Genomic DNA, 18,732 nt, shown 5'->3' with positions numbered 1-18,732 from the left:
ATGATGACGAACGGTCCATTCATGCCTATCTAGCGGGCATGACCCAATCGGCTAATGCTCCTTCGCCCTCCCCCATTCTCGACGCCGCCGGTGTCGATGCGTCCGAGGCCCTGTCCATCCTGCGAACCGCGCTGGACGGCGCGGACGATGGCGAACTGTTCCTCGAAAAGACCGAGAGCGAAGCCCTGCTGTTCGATGACGGTCGCCTGAAGAACGCCAATTATGACGCCTCCGAAGGTTTCGGCCTGCGCGTCGTGGCCGGCGAGACGGCGGGCTTTGCCCATGCCAACGAAACCTCCGCCGCCGCCATTCGCCGTGCCGGCGACAGCGCGGCTCTGGCCAAGCGCGGTCATTCGGCCATCGTTGCGGATGCCCCGCTGGCCACCAACCAGCGCCTTTACGCCCCGATCGATCCGCTGCTCAGCCCGTCCTTCTCGGACAAGATCGCCTTGCTGGCCGAGATCGACGCCTTTGCCCGTGCGCGTGATCCGCATGTGGTGCAGGTCTCGGCCTCGATTGTCGGCGAGCGCCGCTCCATCGACATCCTGCGCGGCGATGGCCAGATCCTTTCCGACATCCGCCCTCTGGTGCGCCTGAACGTCTCGGTGACGGTCGAAAAGAACGGGCGTCGCGAAACAGCATCATCGGGTGCCGGTGGCCGCTCGCCCTTCGAGGAATGGATCAAGCCGGAACGCTGGCAGGCTCAGGTCGATGAATCGATCCGTCAGGCCATGGTCAATCTGGAGGCCATCGACTGCCCCGCCGGTGAAATGGATGTGGTCATGGGCGCAGGCTGGCCGGGCGTGCTGCTGCACGAAGCCATCGGCCACGGCTTCGAGGGCGACTTCCACCGCAAGGGCTCGTCGGTCTTTACCGGCAAGATGGGCCAGCGCGTCGCCGCACCGGGCGTCACCATTGTCGATGACGGCTCGATTGCCGACCGTCGCGGCTCGCTATCCTTCGATGACGAAGGCACCCCGACCTCGCGCACCGTGCTGATCGAGGACGGCATCATGGTCGGCCTGATGCACGACCGTCTGTCGGCCCGCCAGCTCGGGGCCAAGGCCACCGGCAATGGCCGTCGCCAGTCCTTTGCCCACCAGCCCATGCCACGCATGACCAACACCTTTATGGAAGCGGGCAACGACAAGTTCGACGACATGATCGCCTCGACCAAGCGCGGCCTCTATGCCGCCAATTTCGGCGGCGGTCAGGTGGATATCACCAACGGCAAGTTCGTGTTCCAGTGCACCGAGGCCTATCTGATCGAGGACGGCAAGATCACCACGCCGGTACGCGGCGCCACCCTGATCGGTGACGGTGCCACCGCCCTGACCAAGATCGAAATGATCGGCGACGACTTCGCCTTCGACCCCGGCGTCGGCACCTGCGGCAAGGCCGGACAAGGCGTCCCCGTCGGCATCGGCCAGCCCAGCCTCAAAATGGGCGGCCTCACCGTCGGCGGCACCGCCGTCTAAAGCTTGAAAGTCAGCCGGATGCCTTTGCCCTGAGGTTTAAGGGTCATTTCCGGCTGACTTTTTCATCAAAATATCTGGCGCAAATCGCCATAGGCTTGAAGCGGACCGAGGGCTTTCCCTTATCTTAAATCACATCGTTCTTTAAGTTTGATCACCTTCACTCATAACCGTTTCCTTCGGTCGTTGTGAGTAAAGCCCGCCATGATCCCCCTGCGCACCACCTCCCTTGTCCTTGGCGTGATAGCCACTGTTGCAGGAGGGAGTGCTGCCGCCCAGACCGCCCCCTCTGCCGATAAATGGCGCGTAACCGTCAGTCCCTATGTCTGGGCTACATCTCTTGACGGCAATGTCACGCTGGCCGGACATAAAGCCCCCGTCGATGTGCCTTTCTCTGATGCCTTCGATCAGGTGGAAAGCGTGGTCATGGGCGATGTCGAGATCCGCAAAGGTCGCTGGGGCGGCTATGTCGACTACCAATATGCCAAGACCGCCGAAGATGTGTCTCTGCTGGGCATGCCCGCCAATCTCGGCACCCGCACGACCACGGTATCAGGGGGTATCCTTTATCGACTGATTGATGATCCGCTCGGTGGCCGCACAGCTTTTGGAGACCTGCGCGCCTTGCGTGTCGAGCCTATCGTCGGCGCCCGATGGAGCAAGCTGCAAGCCAATCTGGCCACCCCTCTGGGCGCTTCGCAAAAGGGAGCTGAGTGGACAGACCTGCTGCTGGGCCTGCGGGTCGAGGGGGATGTCACAGATCGCTGGACCCTGCGCGCGCAAGTCGATGCCGGTGGCCTGGGCGATAATGACCGCCACAGCGTATCATGGCAGGCGCTGGCCTCATATCGCACGCCGCTGGGCGATGGCGCAGTGTCCGTGAATGCGGGCTACCGCATGCTGCAACAGAACTACGAACAAGATGATTTTACCGGCCAGCGTTTCGACTGGAAGGTTTCGCGCCACGGACCCGTTCTGGGCCTGTCGCTCACCTACTGACCTACAAAGGAAACGACATGCGTAATGGAATGAAGAAGGGCGCGTTAGCGCTCGCCGTCACCCTCGCCCTCGCCGCTCCTGTTGCAGAGGCCTGCACCCGCCTCGTCTATCATGGCCATGACGGTGCCGTTATCACGGCCCGCTCGATGGACTGGAAAGACGAGATTATGACCAATCTCTGGATCTTTCCGCGCGGTATTGATCGCGACGGTGCCGGCGGTCCCAATTCACTAAAATGGAAGTCGAAATACGGCAGTGTCATTTCCAGCGGCTATGACATCTCGACCGTGGATGGCGTCAATGAAATGGGACTGGTCGCCAATGTCCTGTGGCTCGTCGAGTCGCAATACCCCGCCTATGATCCGAACAAGCCCGCCCTCAGCATCGCCGCCTGGGCCCAGTATGCGCTCGACAACTATGCCACTGTGGCCGAAGCCGTCGAAGCCCTGCGCGACGAGCCTTTTGTGTTAGTCAGCGACAATGTGCCGGGTCAGGATCGCCTGACCACCCTGCACCTGTCCTTGTCGGACTCCGGCGGTGACAGCGCCATCTTCGAATATATCGACGGCAAGTTGGTGATCCACCACAACCGCGATTATCAGGTGATGACCAACTCGCCGACCTTTGATCAGCAACTGGCTTTGAACAGCTACTGGCAGGACATTGGTGGCACCGTCATGCTGCCGGGCACCAACCGCGCCGCAGACCGCTTTGCCCGCGCCGCCTTCTACACCAATGCCATCCCCAAGTTCGAAGACCAGAACATGGCTCTGGCCAGCGTGTTCAGCGTGATCCGTAACGTCTCGGTGCCGTTCGGCATCTCGACACCGGACCAGCCGAACATCTCCTCGACCCGCTGGCGCACAGTCGTCGATCACAAGCGCAAGCTCTACTTCTTCGAGTCAGCCCTGACCCCCAACACCTTCTGGGTAGACCTGAAGAAGATCGACTTCTCGCCCAACGCACCGGTCAAGCGCCTCGAACTGGGTGAAAACCAGATCAACACCCACTCTGGCGACACCACCGCCAAGTTCAGCAATGCCCGCCCCTTCCCCTTCCAGGGACCGCAATAATCCCGCTGCAGAATACCCAAACTAAAGGCCACCCCGACGGGTGGCCTTTATACCTTGTGACATCCTCAAACCTTACGCCCTTCCTTCATCGCCTGCTGCCATTTTGACGGCGGTTTGTCCGTGCGGTGGACGCATCCAGGCCAACAGCAGGGACGACGCTTGCCCTCGAGCATTTCCTCGATGGTGCGCACGATACGCTTTTGGCGGGTCGCAGCCTGTTTGGCATCCTCGACCCAGCAGATGAACTCGTTGCGGCCCAAAGGGGTCAGCCCTTGCCACAGGGCCAGAACCTCCCCGTCCGCACGAATGGCCGCCTCCATATCGGCACCGGCCTCATGGACCACACCTTGCGGGAAATCATCCGACGCCTTGACCATAGCCAACTCCGTTCGATTACCCCCAGACTAGATCCTTTTAGGCACAGACGCACCTACCCCTTGGCGGCACCCCACATCCTGTCGCCAAACAGCACCGACCACTGCTCGGGTGACAGCTTCATGTGGCGGGCCTGGGCGGGGTGGTCTTTTGGCACCTCGGCATAGAGTTGCACGGCCTCTCGCGCCCCTACCCGATCGAACCAGCGTTTCAGCGCGGACCATTGCGACACATCCATATCGATGGCGCGGCTGGCCCGCACCCACGGCCAGACAGCCATGTCGGCGATGGAATATTCGCCTGCCAGATAGTCCACCTGTGACAGCCGCCCCTCCAGCACATCGAACAGGCGGTGCGCCTCCCTAGTATAGCGCGTGACCGCATACTCCGGCGGCTCGGGTGCATAACGCAAGAAGTGGTGCGCCTGTCCGTGTTGCGGCCCCAGCGACGCCATCTGCCAGAACAGCCAGCTTAATGCCTGCGCCCGCTGTTGCGTATCGGCAGGCAAGAACCGCCCCGTCTTCTCGGCCAGATAGAGCAGGATGGCCCCGCTCTCGAACACCGCCACCGGCTCACCGCCGCCTGCCGGATCATGATCCACAATGGCAGGCAGTCTGCGGTTCGGATTGATCTGCGCGAAGGCGGGCTCCAGATGGTGTCCCTCCAGCAGATTATATTTGGTCGTGCTGTGCGCCAGCCCTGCCCCTGCCCGCTCCAGTTCAGCCAGCAGTATCGCCACCTTGTGGCCATTGGGCGTATCGCACCCGTGCAGTTCGATCATCCGGCATCCTCCCTCTTTGCAAGGACAGTCGGACGCGCACCTATTTACGTCAAATTATTTTACCATCACTTCCAGTCCGGCCCGTCGATCTCGAAACCGGCCGCCACCAGCATGTCCAGCACCCCGCCCTCTTCGCCCAATGTGCGAACCGGTGCGATAGCCAGCGTCACGCCCTCGTCGGCAATGGCGGTGGAGATGGCATTGACCCATTCGGCACGCGCACGCGGGCGCACCTCGGGATCGCCCCATGGCCAGCACACATCCATGGCCAGATCGACCGGCGATGCCAGAACGCCCTTCACATCCAGACGGCTCCAAGCGGCGGCGCGGTCAGCCACAGCCGTCGGACCATACTCCGCCACCGACATGGCCGCATCCAGACAAGGGATGTGCGTCTGGGGCGGTGCCGAGATCAAAGTCTCCACCAGTTCATTGCCGCGCACCACGCCGATATGATGGGTTTTGACACCGGCCCGTCGTGCGGCCCGCTCGACCGCGCGTTCGATACGCGGTGACTTGGAATCCTTCTCGCCGCCCTGTTCCTTGATCAGCGTGATCGCCGTCATCAGGAAGCTGGTCCGCTGCCAGTTGTCACTGCGCTCGCCCGCCATCAATGTCGTCAGGCGCGCCATGTCCTCCGCCGACAGATAATCCGCCGCCCGCGTGTCATTGGGCAAAAAGGCAATGGTGCGCGAGCGCCAGATGATACGGAAGATATCCGCAGGCGAGGCCTTCCCTTCTTGCGGGAACAACACGCGGGTTGAGCGCGATACCGCATCTTCCAGGGCCGCAGGCCGCCACTCGAAATCGTCGGGCACCTCGCGGATCATACCCGCCAGTATAAGGACGCCCTCGTCACCACGCCGAACGGTCCAGATCGGCAGCCCCGCCCGACGGGCCACCACCACAATCTCCTCGACCTGCGACGGGGTTTCGTCCGTCCTGTTTGCGGGATCGACACTATAGTCCTGCGTCACGGCCAAGGCCGTCGCAGGCGACAAAGACAACAGGAGCGAAACAGCCAGACGGGCGAGGGAAGTTTTCATCAAACCACCTTATCTCAAACCAATATTCATAATCATTACAGTCGCGTAATCCTGTCTTCGATGTAACTCACCTGTCTGTCTTGTAACTGGAGATCGTACTCTAAAAGCCGCATTTGATGGTGCAACGAAGTTCAAGGAACATTAAGCGATGCGCCATCACCTGCTGACCGGAACCGCCCTGATTGCCGCCCTCATGGTGCCCGTGATGGCCCTGCCGTCCCATGCACATGCCGACACCCCGCCCGCCTCCATGCCGCAAACCGGCGAGCACGGCGTGCTGATCTTCCAGCCGGAATTCTTTGCCAACTACCGCCCCAATACGGCGCTGGACATGGTCAACCGCGTTCCCGGTTTCTCGGTCAATGACGGCGACGGCGCACGCGGTTTCGAAGGTGCGGTCGGCAATATCCTGATCAATGGCAGCCGCCCTGCTTCCAAGAACGACACCGGCTCGAACGTTCTGGGCCGCACCCTTGCCGCACAGGTCGAGCGCATCGAGCTGGTTCGTGGCGGTGCCCCCGGTATCGAGATGCAAGGCTATGCCGTTGTCGCCAACGTCATCCTGAAAAATACCGCCAGCAGCGAACACATTGCCACCTTCAATGCCAGCCTGTTCGAAGGCGGACAGGACCTGTTCGGCGGCACCTACCAGTTCACCCGCCGCAAGGGTGACTATACCTGGGGCGTGACCCTCGGTGACGGCATCTCGACCAGCGATTCCAACGGCACAGGCCCCCTGCAACGCGTCGATGCCAACGGCAATGTCACCCGCAGCGAGACATACTGGAATGACGGTTATGGCGGCGGCAACTCGATCCGTGGCAACTGGTCCGGTCCGGTCCTCGGCGGCAAGCTGGACCTGACCGCCCGCTACGGCGTCAATGACTGGCACAATATCAACCTGCAAACGGCCCCGAACGTCCTGCGCGACAGCCGCTCGGACAATGACGGTTCCAGCGGGGAGGTCGGCGCTGTCTTTACCCGCCCGCTGACCACGCGCACCAAGCTGGAAACCCGCCTGATCCACGAGTTCAGCGATTTCGACAACGTCTCCATCTCCAATACCCGTATCGACGGCGTCAGCGATCCGGAACAGCGCTTTGCCTCGACCGGCGATGCGTCCGAAACCATCCTGCGCAGCCTTGTCCGCTTCGAGCGCAATGCCAGCATGGACTTCGAGGCTGGCGGCGAGGTCGCCTACAACATGCTGGAAACCCAGCAGGCCTATTCGGTCGGCGGCACCAATATCCCGCTGCCCTCGGCCTCGGTTAAGGTCGAGGAAACGCGCGGCGAACTGTTCGGCAAGGGCACATGGCGCATCAATCCGAAATGGACGCTGGAAGGCGGCCTGCGTCTTGAAAACTCCACCATCAGCCAGTCAGGCGATGCCGATCAGGAGAAAAGCTTCTTCTTTGCCAAGCCGCGCATTTTGCTGACATGGAACCCGCGCGACAAGAACCAGCTGCGCCTGCGCTTCGAGCGTGTGGTCGGCCAGCTGAACTTCGAGGACTTTGCCGCCTCGGCCAGCCTGTCCGAAGAAAACGTCATGGGCGGCAATGTGAATCTCAGCCCCGAGCAGCGCTGGGTCAGCGAGATCACCTATGAAAAACGCTTCTGGGACGAAGGTGTTGTCAGCATCGGCCTGCGCCACGATGAAATCCGCGACGCCATCGACCTGATCCCGCTGGACGGCGGCCTCGCGGCGGTCGGCAATATCGGCGAAGGCACGCTGGACCAGCTCAACCTGAACGTCACCCTGCCTTTGGACAAGATGGGCATCAACGGCGGCCAGTTCGGTTTCCGCAACAGCTGGAACAAGACCGAGGTTACCGACCCGACCACCGGCCAGAAACGCCCGATCTCGGGTGTCCGCGCCTCTCAGGCCGTGGTCTCCTTCCAGCAGGACATCACCTCGTGGAAGCTGCAATGGGGTGGCGCATGGATCCCGCGTCTGGGCCAGATGAACTATCAGCCGGACCAGACTTCGGGCTGGAAGGGCAGCGACTATTACGAGCTGTGGGCCGAGTATAAGCCCGCCCCGACCCTGTCGATCCGCGCTCAGGTCAATATCTGGGACGACTTCAACATCGAACGCACCGTCTATGGCGACCGCGTCAGCCGCCCGATCAGCTTTGTCGAGCATCGCTTCGTTGATCCGCGCACCTTCTACCAGATCCGTCTGCGCAAGACGTTCTGAGGCTTCCAAGCGTGGCGATCCTGTCGCGCCACCGGAACACCTGACACTTTCCCTGCCATACCGGCACAAACGTCAGGCCACTAAAAAAGGCGGCACCCCCTCGGGGATGCCGCCTTCTTTTTTATCAAGCCGTAACCGGAAGGCTTAGCGGATACCCGCCATGCCCTTCTTCAGCAGCGGCGACAGCAGCAACAGCAGAACGCCGACGCCAACACCGGTCCAACCGATGGTGCTGTACATCGAAGTATAGCTTTCCAGCGCCTTGGACGGGTCGGTGACCACACCGGCAATCGTGTCGGTTGCGGTCGCCTTGGCGATCACACCGGCCACGATGTGCGCTACCGACGAGGACAGGAACCAGACGCCCATCATCATGCCGACCATGCGCGCCACCGACAGTTTGGTGATCATCGACAGGCCAACCGGCGACAGGCACAGCTCGCCCAGCGTGTGCAGCAGATAGGTCAGGAACAGGAACATCAACGGCACCTTGAAGGCGTCGTTAGCCTGCGAAGATGCGGCCCATGCCAACAGCAGGAAGCCTGCGCCCACAAGCGCCAGTGCCACCGAGAACTTGACCGGTGTCGAAGGCTCTTTGTTGCGCTTGCCCAGCCAGACCCACAGGGCCGCAACCAGAGGACCGCCCAGAACAATGATGCCCGGGTTGAACATCTGGGTGTAACCGGCATTGAACCAGTTCGGCATCTGCGTGGATTGGTCGGCAAACAGGGTCAGCGACGAGCCAGCCTGTTCGAACAGCGCCCAGAACAGCACCGAGAAGAAGATCAGCACCTGTGCGACCAGCATACGCGAACGCTCGGCACCCTTCAGGGTGAAGACGGTTGTACCGACGACCAGCGCAAAGGTTACAGCCGCCACAGGGATCAGCACCGCTTCGATGATGCCGTGACGCTGCATCAGCATCCAGATCGGGAAGACCGAAACAATGGTGGCGATCCAGAAGAACGGCTCGACCGGCACGCCAAGGATGCGGCGACCCTTGATTGGTTGCGGCGGTCCGCCACGGCCTTCCAGCCACGACTGACCCAGCAGGAAGGTCACCAGACCAATCAGCATGCCGATACCGGCCAGACCGAAGCCATAGGCCCAGCCATAATTATAGCCCAGATACGAGCAGGCCGCGGTCGCCAGGAACGAGCCGAGGTTGATGCCGACATAGAAGATGGTGAAACCACCGTCACGACGCGGATCGTTCTCTTCATAGAGCGCGCCCACAACGGTCGAGATATTGGCCTTCAGGAAGCCCACGCCGACAATGATCAGCGACAGGGCGAAGAACAGCATCGGCTCGCCAAAGCCCAGATCACGGGTGATCTCGGTGGTATAGCCACCGGTCGGGACCGTGTTCGGGAAGCCGGTCTGGCCTTCGGCCAGCGGCTCAACGCGGGTGACGCCCTCGCCCGAGATCTTGATCTCGGCACGCTCGCCTGCGTCATTGACCACGAACATCTTGCGGTTCTGATCACGACCGTCGACCTGGACCTGATAGGTCTGGCCGTCGACCGTCATACGCTCCTTGCCGCCTTCACCTTCGAAGGCCATGGCAAAGTGACCGGCCACCAGCATCACTGCGCCGATGATGACGGCCTTGCGGGCCCCCAGATAACGGTCGGCAATCATACCGCCCAGAACCGGCATCAGATAAACCATCGCCGCATAGGCAGCGTAGATACCCTGAGCCTCTTTCGGGCCGAACAGGAAGTGCTGGACGAGGTAAACCGTCAGCAGGGCGCGCATACCGTAATAGGAGAAACGCTCCCACATCTCGGTAAAGAAGAGCACCACCAGCCCTCGGGGATGCCCGAGGAAGGTCTTACGGGGCGCGGCGTCTAGGGCGCCCCCACTTTCCGTCGCTGACACGCGGAACTCCATGTCTGGCGCCCCCACCGGGCGCGAAAGCGGTCAGAAACAGCACGACACGCGCCGTGTAACAAGATGTTAACGTCGTTTTTCGACCCATGTCCGGCGTAAAACGGTCACAAAATCGTAGATTGCAAACAATCTTTACCGCTGCCCTTTGTAGGAGGTGCGACACCTCGACACATAGTAAGCCTAATGACCACAATGCGTACGCGGAGTTTTCCCGTGACTGTCCGGCCATTCGAACTTGCCGACATCGAAGGCGTCAACGCCCTCCACACAGATATTCACTGGCCCGTCCCGAGCGAGGCACAGTGGCGCTGGCTGGCATCCAACCCCGCACGCGGCACATCGCCTATGGGCTGGGTGATCGATAATGACGGGCGCATCGACGGCTTTCTAGGCAATTTCCGCCAACGCTATGTTCGTGATTCGACAGTGTACGAAGCCGCCACCGGCCATTCGATTATTGTCTCGCCCCGCGCCAAAGGGTCCCTGCGCGAACTGATCCAGCCCTTTCTGGGCCAGACCGATATGTTCGCTGTCAGCATCTTCAATGCCAACGACATCGGCTCGCCCATCTACCGGCACTATGGGCTGAAACCCTTTGCCTCGCCGGTCCATGACGTAAAGCTGGCCTGGCTTTTGGACCCTTCGCGCATTTTTGTCGCCAAGGGCCTGCGCAGTCTGGGGGCGCGCATTCCGGCGCTCTATCCACTGCTGGGCGAAAGGTTTCTGCCGCGAACCGGTCCGGTCTTTGATCCGCGCAGCATGGTATGGCCTGACGGTGTGCGCGCCATTGCGGATCTGTCCGACACCTCCGCCTTCGGCAGCTTCTGGCAGCAGTTAAAAGCGGACGGCGCACTGGTCGTCGATCGCAGCCCCGCCCTTATGCGCTGGCGGCTGGCCATGCCGGACCTTGCCTCGCCTCCGGTGCTTCTGGGCTATTATGACGATCAGGGCCTGTGCGCCTATGCCATGGGACAGTTGTCCAAGGTTGGCCCTGTCGAGGTCGTCACACTCGAAATCATCGACCTGATCGCACTGAACCGTGCGCCTGCCAGCGCCATTCCGACCCTGATACGGGCGCTGAAACGGGCTGGCCGTAAAATGCAGGCGGCCAAGCTGCGCCTGCCTGTGGTTTCGGCCAAGACCCACGCAGCCCTCGGTGCCAAGGCAAGCCTTGCCCATAATGAAGGCGGCTGGGGCCATGCCTTTGCGCATTTCAACGTCCCAGACGCCGGTTTTGCCGACTGGCAGCCGACAGCGTTCGAGGGCTGCTACAGCTTCACCCAGCGCCAGCCTCGCCGCTAAGGCCTCAGAACCGGCGCTTGCCGCTGACGGTTTCCCAGAACAGCCGAAAATCGCCCATCAGGCTCCACAGCGGATATTTGAACGTCGCGGGCCGGTTCTTCTCGAAAAAGAAATGCCCCACCCAGGCAAAGCCATAGCCCAGCAACGGCATGGCCAGCAGCCACCACGCATTGCGCGTCGCCAAGAAGGCGACAAAGGCGGCAATCACCAACCCCGTCCCGACCACATGGATACGTCGACAGGCCCGGTTGGAATGCTCGTGAATATAATAGGGATAGAAGGCCTCGAACGAGGCAAACCGCCCTTCGGCTGGGTGCATGCTCATAAACGCAAAATGCCTCCGGTTTTCACCGGAGGCAAATCACAGAACCGCGTTAGCAGTTTCAGCTATCAGTCGAAGCGGCGCGGCTTCTTGAAGCCCGGCTTGCCACCGGCAGCTGCCGGCTTACCGGCATAAGGCTTACCGCCCGCAGGCTTGCCCTTGAAGCCCGACGGCTTGTTGTCGAAATCACCACGCGGGCGGAACGGCTTGGCGCCACGGTCAGGACGGTCACCGCCCTCGGTGCGCGGCTTGAATTCGCTACGCTCCTGCCATTCGCCACGCGGACGCTCGGCACGGTCGCCACGGTCATTGCCACCGAACGGCTTGCGGCCGAACGACGGACGACCGCCCTCGCGACCACCAAAGTCACGACCGCCTTCACGCGGACCATTACGGTGACCACCCTTGAACATACCGGCAGCAGGCGCTTCCGAGCTGGTGATGTTGGCTTCTTGAGTGTTCATTTCGGCCAGCTTCTTGAACGCTTCAGCATGGCTGGTCGCGATTTCGAAACGGGTCTCTTCGGGGAAGGTCTTGATCGAACCGATCTGCGCCTTGGTGATACCGCCGATGCGGCAGATCATAGGGATCAGCCATTTCGGATCGGCATTGCGGTTGCGACCGATGTCCATGCGGAACCAGGTGCACTCGTCCGACGACAGACGGTCGAACGGCGACGAGGACGGCTCATAGGCTTCGCCTTCACGACGCGGCTTGCGCTGCGGGCCTTCGCCCGGATCGCTCAGGTTCGCAGGCGTCGGCAGGTTCTTGCGCAGCATGTTGACCACAGCCGCAGCCAGTTGGTCCGGCGTACGCTCGGCAACCATTTGCGCGATCAGTTCTGCATCGCTGGCAGCCGGTTCTTGCGTGAAGATCGGCGCGGCCAGAAGGCGTTGCTCGTCCTTGACCAGAATTTCTTCCGACGTCGGCGCACCCGACCAGACAGCTTCAACACCGGCAGCATTCAGCAGCATTTCAGCCTTGCGACGACGAGAATGCGGAACCAGCAGAACCGAGACACCCTTCTTGCCCGCACGGCCGGTACGGCCCGAACGGTGAAGCATGGTGGCCTTGTTGATCGGCAGTTCGGCGTGAACCACCAGACCCAGATCCGGCAGATCCAGACCACGAGCCGCAACGTCGGTCGCCACGCAGACGCGGGCACGGCCGTCACGCAGCGCTTGCAGCGCTTCGTTACGTTCGCGCTGGCCCATTTCACCCGACAGGGCGACCGAGGCGAAACCACGCTCAAGCAGGGCTGCTTGCAGGTTGTTTACGCTGGCGCGGGTCGAGCAGAAGACCAGAACGCTCGGGGCTTCGAAGTAACGCAGAACGTTAACAACAGCGCCTTCGATCTGGTTCGGGATAACGCGCATGGCGCGGTATTCGATGTCGTTGTGCGGCTGGCTGCGATCAACGGTGTCGATGCGGATGGCATCGTTCTGGTAGCGCTTGGCCAGAACCGCGATGTCACGGGCGATGGTCGCCGAGAACAGCAGGGTACGGCGCTCTTCCGGCGCTTGTTCCAGAATGTATTCGAGGTCGTCGCGGAAGCCCATGTCGAGCATTTCGTCGGCTTCGTCGAGGACGATGACGCGGGCTTTGGACAGGTCCAGAGCGCGACGGTCAATGTGGTCTTTCAAGCGACCCGGCGTACCGACCACGATGTGCGCACCATATTGCAGGGCGCGGGCTTCCTTGCGGGAGTCCATGCCACCGACGCAGGTGGTGATCTTGGCACCGGCTTCACCGTAGAGCCATGTCAGCTCGGCGGCGACTTGCAGGGCAAGCTCGCGGGTCGGCGCAATGGCAAGCATCAGCGGAGCGCCGGCTTGACCAAGGGTTTCTTGACCATCGAAAAGAGTAGAGGCAGCGGCCAGACCAAAGGCTACGGTTTTACCCGAACCTGTCTGAGCCGACACCAGCAGATCTGCATCCCCATGCCCGACTTCCAACACGGCAGCCTGAACCGAAGTCGGTTCAGCGTACCCTTTTTTGGAGAGAGCGCGGTCTAACGCAGGATGAACGGCTGGAAAGGGCATGGATTCACGATCTAAATAGAACTTGTTGCGCCTTCTAAAAAAAGACGCGCCCGGCCAAGGACAGTTCCTCGAGCCGGGCGAATGGGCGTCTCTATACACCAAACAAGGCGTTGATGGGGCGAAATCAACATTCACCATCTTGCTTCATTCCCCATTGAGGCAAAGCGTGGCAATCTGGCCCCACTCGCAGAACCGCCGGATTTCAAGGGAAAGCCCCATGCAAGCCCTGACGATGAACACTGCCGCTATTGAAAACGCTTTCGAGCGCTTCGAGGCTGCTGCCAGCAAAACCGCCGTCGCCCCGCTGCAAAACGCCCAGACCGGATCGGTCGAAGCCGCCGCCGCCCGCACCCAGCTCTCGGCCAACCTCACCGTCACCCGCACCGCCGACGTGATGATGGGAAGCTTGCTTGATATGAAAGCCTGAAGGGCTTTCATACACCCTAACGCTCGCCACGCGGTGGCTCGCTGCTTGAGGGCTTTAATTTCCCTTCATATCCTTCGTCATTCCCGACCCGACGCGGTGTTTTCTTCGTGGCCCGCGGTCAGAAGGCTCCGCCTTCTCGACCCGACGCGGGCTGGCGGCGCACAACCACGCAAACTTCTCCTCCCCTGCTTCAGCGGGGGAGGTGGCGCGGCGCAAGCCGTGACGGAGGGGGCACCCGCCTCCCGCACAACCCCCTTGACGCTCACCCCAATCGATGTTCTTGATATGTTCTAGATCATCAAGAGCAAACCCATGTCCCTGAACTATGTAATGATCGGCTCTAACGATGTGGTCAGGGCGCGGGCCTATTTCGATGGCGTCCTGCCCCTGATCGGGGGCGAGGTCATCATGGACTTCATGCCCCACGGCTTCTGCTACCAGATGCGCAACGGGGGCCGCCTGTGGATCACCCAACCGCACAATCAGGAACCCGCCACGCCCGGCAACGGCAATATGGTCGGCCTTCTGTGCGATAGCGAAGCCGAGGTTCAGACCGCCCACAGCGCCGCCCTTGCCCGTGGCGGCACCAATGAGGGCGATCCCGGCCCTCGCCCGCAATATGGCCCGCACTTTTACGGTGCCTATGTCCGCGACCTCGATGGCAACAAGATGAGCTTTGTCTATTTCGGTATCACAACTTCAAGCTGAGCCACGGCTTTAACTTGACCCTGCGGTAAATCCGGACCAGCGTTCACCCAACTTGAAAAGGTAAAGTGATGCAGCGTTTGATTTTCATCAATCTGCCCGTCCACAACCTCGCCAAATCTGTGACCTTTTACGAAAGTGTCGGCGGGCAGAAAAACCCCATGTTCTCGGATCATACAGCGGCCTGCATGGTGTTTTCAGACACCATCCACGCCATGCTGCTAACCCACGAGAAGTTTTCCAGCTTCACCGAGCGCGCCATCCCCGACGCCCATAAAACGGCGCAGGTGCTGATCTGTATTTCCGCCGAAAACAAGGCCGAAGTGGACCGCCTGGCCGAGGCTGCCGATACCCATGGCGGCATCGCTGATCCCAATCCGGCCATCGAATTTCCGTTTATGTACAGCCGCAGCTTTGCGGACCCTGATGGCCACATCTGGGAAGTCATGTGGATGGACCCCGCCTCCATTCCCTCCACACCGGACGCATTCGAGGGCTGAACCATGGGCGAACTTTTTGATCTCAAGATCAGCCGCTTCATCAAGGCTCCGCCCGAAACCGTTTGGCGTGCCTATACCGACCACGCGACCGAATGGTTTACGCCCCGCCCGTGGACAACCCCCGAAGTGCATTACGATCTGCACCCCGGTGGCCGCGCCGATGTGGTGATGCAGTCCCCCGAGGGCGAGCGTCACAGCTATCGCGGTGTCGTCCTCGAAATCATCCCCGCGCGTAAACTGGTCACGACAGGGGCCATGACCGAAGGCTGGGTACCACAGGCAGGCGATATGAATTTCGTCCGCATCGACAGGTTCGAGCCAGAGGGCGACGGCACCCGTTACACCGCCGAAGCCCGCCACTGGGATGAAACGGCAATGACGACCCACAGCACGATGGGCTTCGAGCAGGGCTGGGGCATGGCCGCCGATCAACTGGCCGAGGTCGCAGAGCGCCTCGCAAATGAAAGCCCCGCATCATGACCGACAAAATCGTCACCTGTATCTGGTTCGACAAGGGTCAGGCCGGAAAGGCCGCCGAGTTCTATATGTCGCTGGAACTACCCCACAGCCATATCGACAAGGTGAGCCGCAGCCCCGCCGCCAATCCCTCGACGGATCAGGACGAAGAACTGGTGGTCAACTTCACCCTTGCCGGTCGCGCCTTTATGGGCCTGAACGGCGGGCCGATGTTCCCGCAAACCGAAGCCGTATCCTTCATGGTCCTGACCGAGGACCAGAGCGAAACCGACCGCCTGTGGCACACCATTATCGACAATGGCGGCCGTGCCAGCGACTGCGGCTGGTGCAAGGATCGCTGGGGCGTCAGTTGGCAGATCACCCCGCGCCGCCTGATGGAGTTCTTCGATGACCCGAACCCTGCCCGCTCCAAGGCCGCTTTCGAAGCCATGATGACCATGCAGAAAATCGACATCTGTGTGATCGAGGCCGCGGCGGACGCAGCGGTTCTTTAGCGAGCCGCGATCGTCGGCCCTACGGGACCTCCCGACCCGACGCGGTTCTTGTTTAGTTATCCGCGGCCGTCGGCCCTGCGGGACCTCCCGACCCGACGCGGCTTGATGAGTAGTCACTTCTAACCCCCTCACCTCGTCCACCCCGCGTGGCCAGCGTCAGGGCCAACCTCCGAAGGAGAAACCAAGATGGGTTACATCACCGGCTTTCTGACCCCCGTTAAGCCCGAGGACAAACAGCGTTACGTCGCCTCGGCCGAGGCTGCATGGCCCCATTTCCAGCGCTACGGCGCCACCGCCCATGTTGAAAACTGGGGTGTTGATGTGCCGGACGGCAAGGTCACCAGCTTCCCCATGGCCGTGAAACTTGAAGAGGATGAAGTTGTCGTCTTCTCGTGGCTGGTCTGGCCCGACAAGGCCACCGCCGACAACGCATGGGCCTCGATGGAAAACGATCCGGCCTTCGCCAATATGGACATGCCGTTCGATGGCAAGCGCATGATGTGGGGCGGTTTCGAAACCGTCTTCAACAACGGCGCGACCTGACACACAAAGAAAAAGGCGGCTCCCGAACAGAGCCGCCTTTTTTAATGTCTAGTCCTGTTAAGCTCTAATCCTGACCCAACAGTATGCGGCGCATATCGGCCACGTCCTTGAACAGATAGGCCGGATTATGCTTGGCCAAGGCTTCGGGAAGCGTATAGCCCCACGACACAGCACCGGCGCGCATATTGATCGGCTTGGCCGCATCAATGTCGCGGATTTCATCACCAACGCTCACCGCGTCGGCCGCATCCACGCCCATGGCCTTCACAACTTTTTTGAACTTGCTGGTCTTGCCGTGGATGGACGCTCCACAGTTCAGCATATCCACTTCGATCCCTTCACGCTCCAGAACCTGACGCACAGATTCAGTCGTGTCCGAAGAGACGATCACCACCTTGATCCCCGCCGCCCGCAAATCACGCAGCAGTTCTGGGATACCGTCAAACAACTGGGTCGTGGCCGCCGCCTTCAGCTTCTCGCGGCGCGTATGGCGCACGATAGCGGGCAGTTTCCACGGGCGGACCTTCATTCTGGTCATTACCTGACGGGCCGAAAGGCCACGCATAGCCTCGACCTCGTCCGGCCCCGGCTTATAGAGGCGGAAACGTGAAATCGCATCGTCGAGGATCGACAGAAACCATCCATAGGTATCTGCCAGCGTCCCGTCGAAATCAAAGATGACCAGTTTGGGCGTCGTCATTCGCGTCCTTGAACAGGGCCGGAAAGGGGCGGTCCGTACACGGACCACCCCAAGCCTTTGCCCTGATCCGTCTTAGCTGTCGAGGAACGAACGCAGTTTACGCGAACGCGACGGGTGCTTCAGCTTGCGAAGCGCCTTGGCTTCGATCTGACGAATACGCTCGCGCGTCACCGAGAACTGCTGGCCAACTTCTTCCAGCGTGTGGTCGGTATTCATGCCGATGCCAAAGCGCATACGCAGTACACGCTCTTCACGCGGGGTCAGCGAGGCCAGAACGCGCGTGGTGGTTTCACGCAGGTTCGACTGAATGGCCGCGTCGATCGGCAGGATCGCGTTCTTGTCTTCGATGAAGTCGCCGAGGTGCGAGTCTTCTTCATCGCCGATAGGCGTTTCCAGCGAGATCGGCTCCTTGGCGATCTTCAGGACCTTGCGGACCTTCTCCAGCGGCATGGCCAGACGTTCGGCCAGCTCTTCCGGCGTCGCTTCACGGCCGATTTCATGCAGCATCTGGCGTTGGGTACGCACGATCTTGTTGATCGTCTCGATCATGTGCACCGGAATACGGATGGTGCGCGCTTGGTCGGCGATCGAGCGGGTGATCGCCTGGCGGATCCACCAGGTGGCATAGGTCGAGAACTTGTAACCGCGACGATACTCGAACTTGTCGACGGCCTTCATCAGACCGATATTGCCTTCCTGGATCAGGTCGAGGAATTGCAGGCCACGGTTGGTGTATTTCTTGGCGATCGAGATAACCAGACGCAGGTTGGCCTCGACCATTTCCTTCTTGGCCTGACGGGCTTCGCGCTCGCCCTTCTGGACCATCTGCACGATACGGCGATAGTCGTCGATCGGCAGGCCGGCTTCGCTGGCAATAGCGGCCACGTCGCCGCGGATCTTGGCGATCTGTGCGGCTTCGTTCTCGCTGAACTTGGTCCAGCGTACGCCCATTTCCTTGATCTGTTCCGACCAGTTCGGGTCCAGCTCGGAGCCGAAATAGGCCTTGAGGAATTCAGGACGCGAAATGCCGTAGGTATCGGCCAGACGCAGCAGGCGACCCTCCAGACCGATCAGACGCTTGTTGATGGCGTAAAGCTGCTCGACCAGCGACTCGATACGCGCATTGTTCAGCTTCATGGTCTTCAGACGGTCAGCAATGGCCGTCGTCAGGGTTTCATAAGCCTTCTGGTCCTTGGCCGCCAGAACCTCGCCCTTCAGGCGCGCTTCAACCAGCTTGTCCTGCAGCTTGCGGAAATTGCCGAAGTCGGCCGCAATCGCGTCCAGCACTTCCATGACACCGTCACGCAGCTCGGCTTCCAGAGCCGAGATCGACATGCCGCCGCCATCGTCGAAATCGTCGTCGTCCTCGTCCTCGCCCTCA

Annotated in this window: 19 protein-coding genes; 11 read left to right on the top strand and 8 right to left on the bottom strand. The window is 60.9% G+C overall.

The genetic code is table 11. The annotated features are described in order from the left end of the window. The first annotated feature begins 38 nt into the window (after positions 1-38). The 3 genes from tldD to RSB01_RS04265 all read left to right on the top strand — a co-directional run bounded on the left by tldD (position 39) and on the right by RSB01_RS04265 (position 3,547). Complete coding sequence (gene tldD, locus RSB01_RS04275; protein WP_332625105.1) at positions 39-1,478, top strand: metalloprotease TldD; 1,440 nt, start codon at positions 39-41, stop codon at positions 1,476-1,478. Positions 1,479-1,679: 201 nt separating this feature from the next. Further along, the gene (locus RSB01_RS04270) at positions 1,680-2,474 is read left to right on the top strand and encodes a hypothetical protein (protein WP_332620013.1); all 795 of its coding nucleotides are present in this window, start codon (positions 1,680-1,682) and stop codon (positions 2,472-2,474) included. Between the two features lie 17 nt (positions 2,475-2,491). Further along, positions 2,492-3,547 (top strand): linear amide C-N hydrolase, encoded by a 1,056-nt coding sequence (locus RSB01_RS04265; protein ID WP_332620011.1) that lies wholly within the window; start codon positions 2,492-2,494, stop codon positions 3,545-3,547. 65 nt (positions 3,548-3,612) lie between these two features. Here the strand turns inward: RSB01_RS04265 and RSB01_RS04260 are convergent, their stop codons facing one another. The 3 genes from RSB01_RS04260 to RSB01_RS04250 form a co-directional block, all read right to left on the bottom strand. Further along, positions 3,613-3,924: a YdeI/OmpD-associated family protein gene (locus RSB01_RS04260; RefSeq protein WP_332591256.1), complete on the bottom strand. Its 312-nt coding sequence runs from the start codon at positions 3,922-3,924 to the stop codon at positions 3,613-3,615. A 53-nt stretch (positions 3,925-3,977) separates the two neighbouring features. After that, on the bottom strand, positions 3,978-4,703 hold the full coding sequence (locus tag RSB01_RS04255; RefSeq protein WP_332591255.1) for a glutathione binding-like protein: 726 nt from the start codon (positions 4,701-4,703) through the stop codon (positions 3,978-3,980). Positions 4,704-4,768: 65 nt separating this feature from the next. Beyond that, positions 4,769-5,749, bottom strand: a complete 981-nt coding sequence (locus tag RSB01_RS04250) for a TraB/GumN family protein (protein WP_332591254.1) — start codon at positions 5,747-5,749, stop codon at positions 4,769-4,771. A gap of 148 nt (positions 5,750-5,897) precedes the next feature. Between RSB01_RS04250 and RSB01_RS04245 the strand changes: the two genes are divergently transcribed. Further along, positions 5,898-7,946: a TonB-dependent receptor gene (locus tag RSB01_RS04245; RefSeq protein WP_332591253.1), complete on the top strand. Its 2,049-nt coding sequence runs from the start codon at positions 5,898-5,900 to the stop codon at positions 7,944-7,946. A 144-nt stretch (positions 7,947-8,090) separates the two neighbouring features. On the opposite strand, the gene RSB01_RS04240 is transcribed toward RSB01_RS04245, so the two are convergent. After that, a complete protein-coding gene (locus RSB01_RS04240; protein ID WP_332625103.1) occupies positions 8,091-9,827 on the bottom strand; it encodes an oligopeptide:H+ symporter in 1,737 nt (578 codons plus the stop codon). 225 nt (positions 9,828-10,052) lie between these two features. On the opposite strand from RSB01_RS04240, the gene RSB01_RS04235 reads away from it, so the two are divergent. After that, positions 10,053-11,141 carry an N-acetyltransferase gene (locus RSB01_RS04235; RefSeq protein WP_332591251.1) on the top strand — a complete coding sequence of 363 codons (1,089 nt, stop codon included), beginning with the start codon at positions 10,053-10,055 and terminating at the stop codon, positions 11,139-11,141. A 4-nt stretch (positions 11,142-11,145) separates the two neighbouring features. Here RSB01_RS04235 and RSB01_RS04230 read toward each other — a convergent pair whose 3' ends face one another. Together RSB01_RS04230 and RSB01_RS04225 are read right to left on the bottom strand one after the other, a co-directional pair. Then, on the bottom strand, positions 11,146-11,466 hold the full coding sequence (locus RSB01_RS04230; protein WP_332591250.1) for an Mpo1-like protein: 321 nt from the start codon (positions 11,464-11,466) through the stop codon (positions 11,146-11,148). A 65-nt stretch (positions 11,467-11,531) separates the two neighbouring features. Further along, a complete protein-coding gene (locus RSB01_RS04225; protein WP_332620067.1) occupies positions 11,532-13,505 on the bottom strand; it encodes a DEAD/DEAH box helicase in 1,974 nt (657 codons plus the stop codon). A gap of 217 nt (positions 13,506-13,722) precedes the next feature. Here RSB01_RS04225 and RSB01_RS04220 point away from each other — a divergent pair, with 217 nt between their 5' ends. The 6 genes from RSB01_RS04220 to RSB01_RS04195 all read left to right on the top strand — a co-directional run bounded on the left by RSB01_RS04220 (position 13,723) and on the right by RSB01_RS04195 (position 16,651). Next, complete coding sequence (locus RSB01_RS04220; RefSeq protein ID WP_332591529.1) at positions 13,723-13,932, top strand: flagellar hook protein FlgE; 210 nt, start codon at positions 13,723-13,725, stop codon at positions 13,930-13,932. A 312-nt stretch (positions 13,933-14,244) separates the two neighbouring features. Continuing rightward, complete coding sequence (locus RSB01_RS04215; protein WP_332591528.1) at positions 14,245-14,640, top strand: VOC family protein; 396 nt, start codon at positions 14,245-14,247, stop codon at positions 14,638-14,640. 68 nt (positions 14,641-14,708) lie between these two features. After that, positions 14,709-15,137, top strand: a complete 429-nt coding sequence (locus RSB01_RS04210; RefSeq protein WP_332591527.1) for a VOC family protein — start codon at positions 14,709-14,711, stop codon at positions 15,135-15,137. A gap of 3 nt (positions 15,138-15,140) precedes the next feature. Next, positions 15,141-15,617 (top strand): SRPBCC family protein, encoded by a 477-nt coding sequence (locus RSB01_RS04205; protein WP_332591526.1) that lies wholly within the window; start codon positions 15,141-15,143, stop codon positions 15,615-15,617. Continuing rightward, positions 15,614-16,108 carry a VOC family protein gene (locus RSB01_RS04200; protein WP_332591525.1) on the top strand — a complete coding sequence of 165 codons (495 nt, stop codon included), beginning with the start codon at positions 15,614-15,616 and terminating at the stop codon, positions 16,106-16,108. Before RSB01_RS04205 ends, RSB01_RS04200 begins: the two co-directional genes overlap by 4 nt. Positions 16,109-16,294: 186 nt before the next feature. After that, on the top strand, positions 16,295-16,651 hold the full coding sequence (locus RSB01_RS04195; RefSeq protein ID WP_332591524.1) for a DUF1428 domain-containing protein: 357 nt from the start codon (positions 16,295-16,297) through the stop codon (positions 16,649-16,651). A gap of 64 nt (positions 16,652-16,715) precedes the next feature. On the opposite strand, the gene RSB01_RS04190 is transcribed toward RSB01_RS04195, so the two are convergent. Both RSB01_RS04190 and rpoD read right to left on the bottom strand, forming a co-directional pair. Then, positions 16,716-17,351, bottom strand: coding sequence for an HAD-IA family hydrolase (locus RSB01_RS04190; RefSeq protein WP_332591523.1), 636 nt, complete (start codon positions 17,349-17,351; stop codon positions 16,716-16,718). A 72-nt stretch (positions 17,352-17,423) separates the two neighbouring features. Beyond that, a partial coding sequence (gene rpoD, locus RSB01_RS04185) for an RNA polymerase sigma factor RpoD (protein ID WP_332625102.1) occupies positions 17,424-18,732 on the bottom strand: 1,309 nt, incomplete at its 5' end.

It is taken from the genome of Brevundimonas sp. (assembly GCF_036659295.1).
Lineage (GTDB): Bacteria > Pseudomonadota > Alphaproteobacteria > Caulobacterales > Caulobacteraceae > Brevundimonas.
The sequence above is the reverse complement of the archived record's forward strand: the minus strand, read 5'-3'. Positions and strand labels throughout refer to the sequence as shown.

Excerpts from the sequence above, each read along its gene's own strand:
- RSB01_RS04245 (WP_332591253.1), top strand. The coding sequence starts at position 5,898 with ATGCGCCATCACCTGCTGACCGGAACCGCCCTGATTGCCGCCCTCATG.
- RSB01_RS04210 (WP_332591527.1), top strand. The coding sequence starts at position 14,709 with ATGCAGCGTTTGATTTTCATCAATCTGCCCGTCCACAACCTCGCCAAA.
- RSB01_RS04200 (WP_332591525.1), top strand. The coding sequence starts at position 15,614 with ATGACCGACAAAATCGTCACCTGTATCTGGTTCGACAAGGGTCAGGCC.
- RSB01_RS04260 (WP_332591256.1), bottom strand. The coding sequence starts at position 3,924 with ATGGTCAAGGCGTCGGATGATTTCCCGCAAGGTGTGGTCCATGAGGCC.
- RSB01_RS04195 (WP_332591524.1), top strand. The coding sequence starts at position 16,295 with ATGGGTTACATCACCGGCTTTCTGACCCCCGTTAAGCCCGAGGACAAA.
- RSB01_RS04250 (WP_332591254.1), bottom strand. The coding sequence starts at position 5,749 with ATGAAAACTTCCCTCGCCCGTCTGGCTGTTTCGCTCCTGTTGTCTTTG.
- RSB01_RS04230 (WP_332591250.1), bottom strand. The coding sequence starts at position 11,466 with ATGAGCATGCACCCAGCCGAAGGGCGGTTTGCCTCGTTCGAGGCCTTC.
- RSB01_RS04225 (WP_332620067.1), bottom strand. The coding sequence starts at position 13,505 with ATGCCCTTTCCAGCCGTTCATCCTGCGTTAGACCGCGCTCTCTCCAAA.
- RSB01_RS04205 (WP_332591526.1), top strand. The coding sequence starts at position 15,141 with ATGGGCGAACTTTTTGATCTCAAGATCAGCCGCTTCATCAAGGCTCCG.
- RSB01_RS04255 (WP_332591255.1), bottom strand. The coding sequence starts at position 4,703 with ATGATCGAACTGCACGGGTGCGATACGCCCAATGGCCACAAGGTGGCG.
- RSB01_RS04190 (WP_332591523.1), bottom strand. The coding sequence starts at position 17,351 with ATGACGACGCCCAAACTGGTCATCTTTGATTTCGACGGGACGCTGGCA.
- RSB01_RS04265 (WP_332620011.1), top strand. The coding sequence starts at position 2,492 with ATGCGTAATGGAATGAAGAAGGGCGCGTTAGCGCTCGCCGTCACCCTC.
- RSB01_RS04270 (WP_332620013.1), top strand. The coding sequence starts at position 1,680 with ATGATCCCCCTGCGCACCACCTCCCTTGTCCTTGGCGTGATAGCCACT.
- tldD (WP_332625105.1), top strand. The coding sequence starts at position 39 with ATGACCCAATCGGCTAATGCTCCTTCGCCCTCCCCCATTCTCGACGCC.
- RSB01_RS04215 (WP_332591528.1), top strand. The coding sequence starts at position 14,245 with ATGTCCCTGAACTATGTAATGATCGGCTCTAACGATGTGGTCAGGGCG.
- RSB01_RS04220 (WP_332591529.1), top strand. The coding sequence starts at position 13,723 with ATGCAAGCCCTGACGATGAACACTGCCGCTATTGAAAACGCTTTCGAG.